The following is an 11,105-nucleotide window of genomic DNA, read 5'->3' on the forward strand; positions in this document are numbered from 1 at the left end:
AATATTAAAAGTTTGGAAACCAGGGCAGAGAAAAGTGGAACAAAAAGGAACAATAGTCTTTTGCAATTTATTTTCAAAAAATAGCATACAAGAAATTATTCAGAATCAAGAAGCACAAAATTACAAATTTATTGTTGGAATGACATCCACTTCTAACATAAAAAATGGAATACTAACATCTGAACCATCAAAATTATCCATACCGCTAAAAGATGTTGAATTTCTTGTAACAGAAGCCACTGAATTTAACAAAGAACAAGCAGTATCAGCGGCAAAGCATCTTAAAAACTTCAAGCCAAAAATCATTATAGCTTTCATAAGTGATCCTTCAGGACGCACAGAAGATTTTTTTAAGTATTTCAACTCTATATATCACAATGCACCTATTGTAGGCGGGCTTGCATCAAAACCTGACGATGAAGATAAAACATTTGTTTTCTCCCAGAATAAAATACTATCATCAGGCATAATCTTTTTAGCTCTTAAAGGAGACATAAAAGTAAAAACAGGATACGCTTTTGGATGGACCCATTTTAAAAAGAAATTCAAAATAACAAAATGCTACAAAAATAAAATTTATGAGATAGAGAACAGACCTGTTACTGACTTTTTCTCCCACTATCTTGGAAAAAGTGCTCTTTATAATCTTGAAGTTGTAACAATATCATTTCCTCTAATGGTAAGAAGAAACGGGAAGCTTGTAGCAAGAGCCTGTATCGGAATTGATGATGATGGTTCAATGATTTTCTCCGGAAATTTCAGAGAAAATGAGTTTGCATACTTTGGAGTCGGAAGCGAAAGAAAAATCATCTCAGAAGCACGAAAACTATGGTGGGAAATGGCAAAATTTTTTCCAGATAGACTATTGCTTTTCCCATGTATGGTAAGAAAAGCTTTCCTTGGAAAAAAATTCCATCTTGAAACTAGCCTTTTCTCAAGTATATGTGAAAACGCTGGCGGATTAACTTTCGGAGAAGTTTTAACATTAAATAGAAAGCCTATCCTTTTAAATCAAACACTAACCGCAGTAGGATTAAAATTTCCTTCATACAAAAGGAAAAAACAGGAAATAAAAATACACGTTGGGCAATCTTCTACAGATACAAATGACGATAAAATCCACCCGGTAATAATAGAAATGCTTGTTCACCTTGCTAACACTGTGATGAGAGAACTTGAAGAAAAAAACAGAAAAATAAAAATTCTTGCAGAAACAGATTCATTAACAGGACTATACAACCGTAGAAAAATATTTGAAAGACTTGAAGAAGAGATAGCAAGATGCGAAAGATATGGTAACCCTTTATCAGTAATTATATTTGATATAGATTTTTTCAAAAAAGTAAACGATACATACGGTCATCTCATCGGAGATAAAGTTTTAAAAGAAATTGCTAAAATCCTTAAAAGCAATACACGAAAACCTGATATAGCAGGTAGATATGGTGGAGAAGAGTTTATAATCATCCTTCCTCATACAGACACCGAAGGTGCAATTAAACTTGCAGAAAAAATAAGAAAACTTATAGAAAACCACAACTTTGGCATAGGAAGAAAAATCACAATCTCTGCAGGAGTTACTTCCTATATTCCGAGAGATACTGTTGACTCTCTAATATCACGGGCAGACCAGGCCCTTTATAAGGCCAAAGCAGAAGGTAGAAGTAGAGTCTGTTCCCTATAACCTTTATGATAAAATACCCTACATAAAATTCCTATCTTTCTTTTTGGAGGCATCCATTAAATGGAACAGATTATTCCCATTCCCATAGAAGAGGAAATGAGACAATCCTACCTTGATTACGCAATGAGCGTAATTGTAGGTAGAGCTCTTCCTGATGTAAGGGACGGCCTTAAGCCGGTTCATAGAAGAATCCTTTACTCAATGCATCAATTAAACCTTTACCCAGATAAACCTTACAAAAAGAGTGCAAGAATAGTTGGTGAATGCCTTGGTAAATTTCATCCTCACGGAGATAGTGCAGTTTATGATGCTCTTGTAAGAATGGCACAAGATTTCTCAATGAGATATCCTCTTATAGATGGACAGGGAAACTTTGGCTCTGTTGATGGAGACTCTGCTGCAGCCATGAGATATACTGAAGCCCGCCTTTCAAAGATATCCATGGAACTTTTAAAAGATATAGAAAAAGATACGGTTGATTTTAGGCCAAATTTTGACGAAAGTCTCACAGAACCTGAAGTTTTACCCGCAAGATTTCCAAATCTTCTTGTCAACGGTAGTGCAGGAATAGCCGTTGGAATGGCAACAAATATTCCTCCACACAACATAACAGAAGTTTGTAATGCAGTTAAATATCTTGTTGACAATGAAAACGCAACGACAGAAGAACTGCTTCAATACATAAAAGGTCCTGACTTTCCGACAGGAGCAGAGATAATAAATCCTGAAGCAATTCTAAAAATTTACCAGACAGGAAGAGGCAGTGTAACATTAAGAGCAAAACATAAAGTTGAAGAGTTAAAGAAAAGAACAGCCATTGTTATAACTGAGCTTCCATACCAGGTTAACAAAGCATCTTTAATAAAACAGATAGCAGAGCTTGTAAAAGAGAAAAAAATAGAAGGTATTGCTGACATAAGAGATGAATCGGACAGAGAAGGGATAAGAGTTGTTATAGAACTTAAAAGGGATGCAACACCTGAAGTTATCTTAAACAAACTTTACAAATTCACCCCTATTCAGACAAATTTTAGTTTTAATATGATAGCTCTTGTAAACGGCCAACCAAAACTACTTAACCTGAAATCATACCTTTCTGAATTCATCAAATTCAGAAAAGAGGTAATTTTAAGAAGAACAGCCTACGAGCTAAAAAAAGCTGAAGCAAGACTTCACATACTTGAAGGATTGAAAGTCGCCCTTGAAAACATAGACAGAATAATAACAATTGTAAAAGGAGCAGAAAGTCCAGAAACTGCAAAATCCATATTGCAAAACGAGTTCCAACTTTCAGAAGAACAGGCAAAAGCTATTCTTGATATGAAACTTCAAAGACTAACAGGTCTTGAAAGAGAAAAGATAGAAGAGGAATATGAAAAACTCAAGAAGGACATAGAATACTATAGATTCATAATTAACTCAGAAGAGGAGCAGAAAAGATTAATTAAAGAGGATATGGATGAAATCATAAAACTTTACGGTGATGAAAGGAAAACAGAAATAGTCTCAAAAGAATCCCAGATAGACATAGAATCCATGATTGAAGATGAAGAAGTTGTAATATTCCTTACTCATAAAGGCTTTGTTAAACGCGTCTCTGCAAGTGCCTACAAAACACAGGGAAGAAGCGGCACAGGAACAAAAGGAATAAAAACACGAGAAGATGATTTTGTAAAAGAGATTATTACAGCCTCATCACTTGACTATCTTTTAATATTCACAAACAGAGGTAAAGTTTACTGGCTTAAAGCTTACGAAATTCCAAAATCTGAAAGGGCAACAAGAGGTCAATCCATAAGAGGGTTACTTCAGGGTCTTTCAGGTGGTGAAAACGTTTCAAAAATCATCCCTGTAAAAGATTTCAACCAGAATCTTGACCTTTTCTTTGTAACAGCAAAAGGATATGTGAAAAGAACACCTTTAAAAGATTTTTCTCACCCACGCTCAACAGGAATAACAGCGATAAACATGGAACCTGATGATAAGCTAATATACATAGGTCTTGTCTCTGAAAAGGATAATGTTATCCTGATTTCACGTAAAGGAAGAGCCATAAGATTTTCTATCCAAGATGTACGCCAGATGGGAAGAACAGCAAGAGGTGTAAGAGGCATCCTTCTTGACCAGAATGATGACTCTGTGGTTGCTGCAACAGTTATCCATCCAGACGACAGATATCTTTTAATCGTTACCGAAAAAGGTTACGGAAAAAGAGTGGCTCTATCAGAATTTCCGATTCAAAGAAGAGGCGGAAAAGGAGTTATAGCAGCTAAGTTAAATGAAAAAACAGGAAAAATAGCAGATGCAATAACTCTCAAAGACGATGAAAACATCGTTATAGTATCCAAAAAAGGCAAAGTGATAAAACTAAATGCAGGACAGATAAGCATAATAGGAAGAATTACAAGAGGAGTAAGGGTACAAAGACTTTCCGATGATGATAGTGTTGTAGCTGTATCAAAGGTTGAAGAGGAGGAAGTAGAAGATGCTTGATATAAAAGAGATAAGGAAAAATCCTCAAAAATTTAAAGATAAACTCTCTCTTAGAGATAAAAAACTTCCCGAGAAAATAGATAGGCTACTTGAAATAGACAGGACAAGGAGAGAAACTTTAACAGAAGTTGAATCTTTAAAAGCTGAAAGAAATAAGCTTTCAAAAGAGATAGGCACTCTTTTTAAAGAGAAGAAAATTGAAGAAGCCAACATAAAAAAAAGTAAAGTTGAAGAAATTTCTGGCAGGATAAAAGAACTTGAAGAAAATTTAAAGGAAATAGAAAAATCTTTTAAAAGTTTACTTCTTAACATTCCCAACATTCCCCACGAGTCTGTTCCGGTAGGAGATGATGAAAACGAAAATATCCCGGTAAGATACTGGGGAGAAAAACCAGAATTTGATTTTGAGCCTACTCCACACTGGGAAACAGGAGAAAAACTTGGAATTTTAGAATTTGAAAGAGCAGCAAAACTATCAGGTTCAAGATTCGTAATTTATAAAAATTGGGGAGCAAAACTTGAGAGAGCCCTTATAAACTTTATGCTTGACCTTCATACTCAAGAGCACGGCTATGAAGAGATAATACCACCTTTTCTTGTAAATAGCGAAACTTTAACAGGAACAGGACAACTTCCAAAATTCGCCGAAGATCTTTATAAAATAGAAGGTGAGGACCTCTGGCTAATCCCAACAGCAGAAGTTCCTTTAACAAACATCCATGCAGGAGAAATATTAGCCGAAAAAGAGCTTCCAAAGTATTACACAGCTTACACTCCATGCTTTAGAAAAGAAGCCGGTTCCCACGGGAAAGATGTAAGAGGAATAATGAGACTTCACCAGTTCAATAAAGTTGAACTTGTTAAAATCGTCCACCCTGACAAATCCTATGATGAACTTGAAAAACTTGTTAATGAAGCTGAAAAAGTTCTCCAGCTTTTACATCTCCATTATAGAGTAGTAACACTCTGCACAGGAGATCTTGGATTCTCAGCAGCTAAAACCTATGACATAGAGGTATGGATTCCATCTCAGAAAAGATACAGAGAAATATCGTCATGCAGTAACTGTGAAGATTTTCAGGCAAGAAGAGCAGGAATAAAATTTAGAGACCGAAACGGTAAAACCCATTTTGTCCACACTTTAAACGGTTCAGGTCTTGCTGTAGGTCGAACCGTAATAGCCATACTGGAACAGTATCAACAAAAAGATGGAAGTGTAATAATTCCTGAGGTATTAAGAGACTATATTAAAACCGACATAATAACACCTTAAAAGGGGAACCTCTCCCCTTTTATCTTTTATAAAGGCCGACTATTTCAGCTGTTGTAATAACATGACCATCAACAGCTTCAAGAAGCTCCTTCCGTGTAGCACCAGGTTCAAGACCCAAGGTTTCAACATCAAGAGCCATAAGGATAAAGAAGTATCTGTGAACTTCACCAGGCGGCGGGCAGGGTCCGCTATAACCTATATTTCCAAAGTCATTTAATCCCTGCTTTATGTCATACTCAAGATATCCCGCAGGCGGAACATCTTCAGGAAGGCCTTCAAAATCAGCAGGTATATCGTATATTAACCAGTGGCAAAAAACACCACCGGGAGCATCCGGATCTTCCATTATGAGCACGAAACTTTTCGTTTCCTCTGGCGGATTAAGAAAGAAAAGACACGGAGATATATCATCACCATCACAGGTGTACTTCACAGGAATAAACTCTCCATTCCCAAAAGCCGGGCTTACAATTTCCATGATACCCCCCTATTGTTAGTTAAACTACAAAATCAACATCTCTTCCGCATTTAGGACACTTTTTGTTTTTAAAATGAACAACAACATCATACCCAACCCTTTCAACAAGAAGAGCTCCACATTCAGGACAGTAAGTTGATTCCCTTGTTCTATCAGGAACATTTCCTACATAAACATAGTCAAGGTATTCCCTGCACACATCATAAGCCATATTAAGAACTTCAACAGGCGTCGGCATAAAGTTTATAAGTTTATAAGCAGGGAAAAATCGTGAAAGATGTAAAGGAGTATCTTTGCCTAAATTCTCTGCTATCCATTTTGCAAATTTCTCAAAATATTCAGGGGTAAACTCATCAAACTTTGGAACAACAAGCTTCGTAAGTTCAAGATGTTTACCTGCTTTCTTTATCTCTTCACACACCTGCCATACATTTGGATTGCTTAAAAGCGAAAACTCAGCATAATACTTCTTTGTCATCCCTTTAAGGTCAACATTAAAAGCATCTATAAGTGGAAGTAACTCTTTCAAAGGTTGAAGATTTATATTTCCGTTTGTAACCATCACATTTATAAGTCCCGTCTCTTTTATAAGATATGCAGTGTCTTTAACATACTCAAACCAGACTATTGGATCGTTGTAAGTGTAAGCTATACCTATAGAATTATACTTACCTGCATACTCTACAGCCATTCTTGGAGGGAAAAATTCTCTCTCCGTTTCTCTTCTTGAAATCTGCCAGTTTTGACAGGAACGGCAATCAAGGTTGCAACCGTTTGTACCGATAGAAAAAATAACTGAACCTGGATAGAAATGGTAGAGAGGCTTTTTCTCTATCGGGTCATAACCACCGGATGTAATTTCAGCATAAACGGTGGAAATCAAGCGTCCCCCTTCATTCTTTCTTACAAGACAGAACCCACTTAAACCTTCAAGAATAACACATTCTCTGGGACATAGAATACATTTAACCTGATTATTTTCCATCGGTTCCCAATATGCAGCAACAGCTCTTGCCATATTCCCCCTCAAAACAAAAAGTATCCTTATTTTTAAAATATACCACAAAATAAAAAAGGGGAGACTTCTCTCCCCTATTATAAGCCTATAAAATTCTTGCTCTTATCAAACAGGTAGATCAAACTCCCTCAATACATCATTAAGGGATGTTTTTTTATCTGTTGATTCTTTTCTTTTACCTATAATCAGTGCACACGGAAGACCGTACTCTCCAGCAGGAAATTTTTTAACACGGGTTCCGGGTATAACCACGCTTCTTGCTGGAACTCTTCCCCTGTATTCAACAGGCTCATCCCCAGTAACATCTATTATCTTTGTTGAAGCAGTAATAACAACACCTGCTCCTAAAACTGCCTCCTCCTCTATTACTGCACCTTCAACAATGATACATCTTGAACCGATAAAACAGTTATCCTCAACAATAACAGGTCTTGCACCAGGAGGTTCAAGAACACCACCAATACCAACCCCACCTGAAAGATGAACATTTTTCCCTATCTGTGCACACGAACCAACCGTTGCCCATGTATCAACCATGGTACCTGAACCAACATAAGCGCCTATATTTACATAGGACGGCATCAAAATAGCTCCTGGTTCTATATAGGAACCGTAACGGGCTGTAGCCGGTGGAACAACTCTTACACCAAGCTTTTCCCACCCCTTTTTAAGAGGAATCTTATCGTAATACTCAAACGGTCCCATTTCCATAACCTTCATTTCAGAAATCGGGAAAAAGAGTAGTATAGCTTTTTTCACCCAATCGTTTACTCTCCACTTTCCAACATCTTCCCTTTCAGCAACTCTTATTTTCCCAGCATCAAGAAGAGCTATAACTTCCTTTATTGCTTCCTTCGTTCTTTCCTCTTTAAGCAACTCCCTGTTTTCCCATGCATTCTCTATCATTACTTTTAACTCTTCCATAAACACCTCCGCTATTTAAACCCTTTTAAATTGTTGGCTATTATTACTCCAGCCTGTTCAATCTCAAGAACAAGTTTATCAAGTTTTCTCTGTAAAAGGTTATAAGCCACATAGGAGGGAACTGCCACAATAAGACCAAAAACGGTTGTAAGAAGCGCTTCCGCTATCCCGGCTGAAAGCTGTTGAGGATTTGCTATTCCAGATGTACCGGCATCAAGAACACCAAAAATCTTAACCATACCAAGCACAGTTCCCAAAAGTCCTAAAAGAGGAGCAATCGTAGCAATTGTAGCAAGAAGAGTCATTCCTCTTTCAAGTTCTGCCACTTTTTTTCTGGCTATTACTTCAAAAGCGTTTAAAAAGTTTACTCTTGAAATTTCCCCAATATTTCTAAAAGCTTCAATAATAATCTCCGAAAGAAGAAATCTATTCCTTTTACAAAACTCAATAACATCACCTATTTTATTAGTAGAAAGAAGCATAACCATAGTTTTCAACCTATCTTTAGGCACTATTTTTGAGGAACGAAACATAACTATTTTCTCTATAACAATAGCAAGAGAGACCACTGAAAGCAGAATCAGTGTATATCCAATAAAGCCACTTTTTGAAATAAGAGAAAAAAAACTCATTAAATCCCTCCACAAGGATAAAATTATGGTGAAATTATATCACTGAAATTCTTGAAATGAAGCTAATCTGCACGGTTTGAAGGAGGAAGAGTTTTTACCTCTATTACTTTATCAGTTTCAGGCTTTAAAATCTGAACTCTATTATTAAGCCAATCTGTAACAATCACATTCCCTTTATTATCTACAGCTACATCAATAGGATAGTTAAACCATCCAGGTGCCCATCCTCTACCGCCAAACTCAAATAGAAAATCTCCACCCATATTATATGCAAGAACAGCATGTCTCATAGGGTCTGTAACATAAATCCTTCCAGATTTTTCATCAACAGCAACAGAAGATGGCTGGCTCATCTGGCCAAAATTCGCACCCTTTGTTCCAAACTTCCTTACAAAATTTCCATCTTTATCAAATATAAAAACCTGCCCAAAATCAAGAGCTACAAGATAAACATTCCCAAATGAATCTACAGAAACATTGCTCACAACAGAATAGATTTTATTTCCGTTAACTTGCATTTCCGGATAAAGATAATCCTTAAATTTACCATCTTTACCGAAAACAACAATAAAAGGCTTCCCAACACCGGTGATATAGATATCCCCCGTTTTAAAATTCACAGCTACATGATTTGGGACAAAGTCTTCATCTCCTTTAAAACCATTCACTTTAATAACTTTTTCAAGAATAAGTGAAGGAGAAAGGACATAAACAGATTTTGTATTTGTTGAAACAAAATAAAACTTTCCTTTGCTATCAACAAAAAGATCTACAGGATCAATCACATCATACCCTTTACCTATTGCCATAAAAGGAAAATAATCGGGAGTGTAAAATACAACCTTTGAACTTCCAGGTTCTACCAGAAATAACCTCTTACTTGCCAAATCATAAAAAAGAGAGCCGGGATAGGCAAGAACCTTCCCGGCTTCATCTATTCTTATTATATCTATTACCTTCGTGCCAACTACCTTCCCCTGCTTTCTGGCAAAAGCACTGCTAAAAAATAGCAAAACTGTAAATAAAACCCATATTATCCTTTTGTTGTATGACATACCATACATCCGCATTCATTCATAAGTGTTGCGTTTGTAGTTGCACTATCAGCTGTACATGTTGAATAATCCCATCTTAAAATATCGTAGTACGGAGAACCGTGAGCCCTATGACATGAAATACATGTAACTATCGCATCGTTCCCTGTCCAGCTAATTGTATCGTCTGTAAGAAGAGTATAGTTATCTGTTCCAACAGGAGCAAACATACTGTAAGGAGCAGAAGTTGGATTACCACCGTTGTAGTATTTATACTCAACATCTGTATTGCCATCCACTCCAATAGTAGCCGGACCAGCCTGAGAAAGGTCAAAATCTGTTGGGTGTCTCAACCACGGTGTTCCTATCGGAGAATCAACAGCTGCCGGATCCCTCGCAACTTCAGCACCGCTGTGGAATATACCGTGACACTCAGCACACAAATATGAAATCGTTCTTTTATCCGCAGTTGTAGGATCTTCAGATGTTCTATGAACGGCATAATACACATTATGTTTCACACCATTATCATCAGCCTGATTTGCAAACTCATAATAGTTATGCTCGTATCCTGCAATACCTGATAGGAATCTGTAGCTGTTTCCTATAGTTCCGGTACCATCAACAAATCCAAACATGTTGGAGTGGTGAGCCCCGTTTACCCCTGCAAAACTATCGGTAGTGGCAGCATTATGCCTTCCGTGACATCCATAAACTCCAGCACAGGTAAGCTGATGAGTCCATTGTGTTTCACCGTTTGCAACTTTAGAGCCATCTATGGCATCTGTAAAGTGAGTAGCATTAGCATCCCATCCAGGAGGGGTTAAACCGGTATTTGAATCTTCAGGCATACCAAGATCAAGAACGTTATGGGAAAATCGCTGGTCTTGAGTTCTCCCCCAGTAAAAACTTCCTCCTGCTAAAGCCCTATTCTGTCCCCAGGTGGCTGAAGCATAAGTTCCTGTAGTATAAGCATCACCTGTTGAGGGATAAGCTGGTTCAGTAGTTGAATCAACATAAGGCCATAGATGATCTCCGTAATAAGGAGTTCCTGCAAGTGGAGCCATATCGTAAGTATGACAATACTGACAATCACCACGGAGAAGATTTCTAATAGGAGTAGTACTGTTATTAAAGGTCATTGGAACAACATTTGTAGAACTTACAGTGCCGGTAGTGTAAGTAGCGTTATTATACCAGGGATAATTTCCGTGCTGGGAGTTGTGCATTGTGTGACAGTTAACGCAGGGACCAACAACGGCAAACGATTGATTGTATAACATAAAACCTGAAATAGCCGCTATAGTCCCAATAATCAGATTTTTCCTCATCTCCACACCTCCTTGTTAAAATTACCAATATATAGATTACACCTTTTAAAGAAGTTTTTCAAGTAATAATAAGTTAAATTACCTGCATAGGTATACACATACTCCCCACCCACACCAAAGGAAAAAGGCTGCCCACCTGGTAGTTAAAATATTAAGAGCACTAAACATTCAAATTTTCAGAAAACCAAAACCACTACCAGGAGGACAACCATGCAGCTAAATATAAACCTATACCACG

The 11,105-nt window shown here is 37.1% G+C and carries 9 protein-coding genes; 3 read left to right on the forward strand and 6 right to left on the reverse strand.

All coding sequences use genetic code 11. The features are described from left to right. The first annotated feature begins 34 nt into the window (after window positions 1-34). From CHB58_RS07660 to serS, 3 genes are read left to right on the forward strand one after another with little or no spacing between them, the layout of a single operon-like run. Window positions 35-1,684, forward strand: coding sequence for a sensor domain-containing diguanylate cyclase (locus tag CHB58_RS07660; protein ID WP_089323518.1), 1,650 nt, complete (start codon window positions 35-37; stop codon window positions 1,682-1,684). A 60-nt stretch (window positions 1,685-1,744) separates the two neighbouring features. Then, entirely contained in the window at window positions 1,745-4,177 is a 2,433-nt protein-coding gene (gene gyrA / locus CHB58_RS07665; RefSeq protein WP_089323519.1) for a DNA gyrase subunit A, read from the forward strand. Next, the gene (gene serS / locus CHB58_RS07670) at window positions 4,170-5,450 is read left to right on the forward strand and encodes a serine--tRNA ligase (RefSeq protein ID WP_089323520.1); all 1,281 of its coding nucleotides are present in this window, start codon (window positions 4,170-4,172) and stop codon (window positions 5,448-5,450) included. Before gyrA ends, serS begins: the two co-directional genes overlap by 8 nt. Before the next feature lie 19 nt (window positions 5,451-5,469). Here serS and CHB58_RS07675 read toward each other — a convergent pair whose 3' ends face one another. The 6 genes from CHB58_RS07675 to CHB58_RS07700 form a co-directional block, all read right to left on the reverse strand. Then, window positions 5,470-5,928: a YbhB/YbcL family Raf kinase inhibitor-like protein gene (locus CHB58_RS07675; protein WP_089323521.1), complete on the reverse strand. Its 459-nt coding sequence runs from the start codon at window positions 5,926-5,928 to the stop codon at window positions 5,470-5,472. Window positions 5,929-5,947: 19 nt separating this feature from the next. After that, the gene (amrS, locus tag CHB58_RS07680; RefSeq protein WP_089323522.1) at window positions 5,948-6,946 is read right to left on the reverse strand and encodes an AmmeMemoRadiSam system radical SAM enzyme; all 999 of its coding nucleotides are present in this window, start codon (window positions 6,944-6,946) and stop codon (window positions 5,948-5,950) included. Between the two features lie 105 nt (window positions 6,947-7,051). Further along, complete coding sequence (locus tag CHB58_RS07685; protein WP_089323523.1) at window positions 7,052-7,870, reverse strand: 2,3,4,5-tetrahydropyridine-2,6-dicarboxylate N-succinyltransferase; 819 nt, start codon at window positions 7,868-7,870, stop codon at window positions 7,052-7,054. Between the two features lie 11 nt (window positions 7,871-7,881). Next, window positions 7,882-8,502: a MotA/TolQ/ExbB proton channel family protein gene (locus CHB58_RS07690; protein ID WP_089323524.1), complete on the reverse strand. Its 621-nt coding sequence runs from the start codon at window positions 8,500-8,502 to the stop codon at window positions 7,882-7,884. A gap of 62 nt (window positions 8,503-8,564) precedes the next feature. Next, a complete protein-coding gene (locus tag CHB58_RS07695; RefSeq protein WP_180706457.1) occupies window positions 8,565-9,557 on the reverse strand; it encodes an NHL repeat-containing protein in 993 nt (330 codons plus the stop codon). Beyond that, complete coding sequence (locus CHB58_RS07700; RefSeq protein WP_089323526.1) at window positions 9,536-10,867, reverse strand: hypothetical protein; 1,332 nt, start codon at window positions 10,865-10,867, stop codon at window positions 9,536-9,538. Before CHB58_RS07700 ends, CHB58_RS07695 begins: the two co-directional genes overlap by 22 nt. Window positions 10,868-11,105: the final 238 nt, after the last annotated feature.

It is taken from the genome of Desulfurobacterium atlanticum, assembly GCF_900188395.1.
GTDB classification, from domain to species: Bacteria; Aquificota; Aquificia; order Desulfurobacteriales; family Desulfurobacteriaceae; genus Desulfurobacterium_A; species Desulfurobacterium_A atlanticum.

Bases quoted from the DNA above. Each gene is read 5' to 3' on its own strand.
- CHB58_RS07675 (WP_089323521.1), bottom strand. From the start codon at position 5,928: ATGGAAATTGTAAGCCCGGCTTTTGGGAATGGAGAGTTTATTCCTGTG.
- CHB58_RS07700 (WP_089323526.1), bottom strand. From the start codon at position 10,867: ATGAGGAAAAATCTGATTATTGGGACTATAGCGGCTATTTCAGGTTTT.
- CHB58_RS07690 (WP_089323524.1), bottom strand. From the start codon at position 8,502: ATGAGTTTTTTTTCTCTTATTTCAAAAAGTGGCTTTATTGGATATACA.
- CHB58_RS07695 (WP_180706457.1), bottom strand. From the start codon at position 9,557: ATGTCATACAACAAAAGGATAATATGGGTTTTATTTACAGTTTTGCTA.
- gyrA (WP_089323519.1), top strand. From the start codon at position 1,745: ATGGAACAGATTATTCCCATTCCCATAGAAGAGGAAATGAGACAATCC.
- serS (WP_089323520.1), top strand. From the start codon at position 4,170: ATGCTTGATATAAAAGAGATAAGGAAAAATCCTCAAAAATTTAAAGAT.
- CHB58_RS07685 (WP_089323523.1), bottom strand. From the start codon at position 7,870: ATGGAAGAGTTAAAAGTAATGATAGAGAATGCATGGGAAAACAGGGAG.
- amrS (WP_089323522.1), bottom strand. From the start codon at position 6,946: ATGGCAAGAGCTGTTGCTGCATATTGGGAACCGATGGAAAATAATCAG.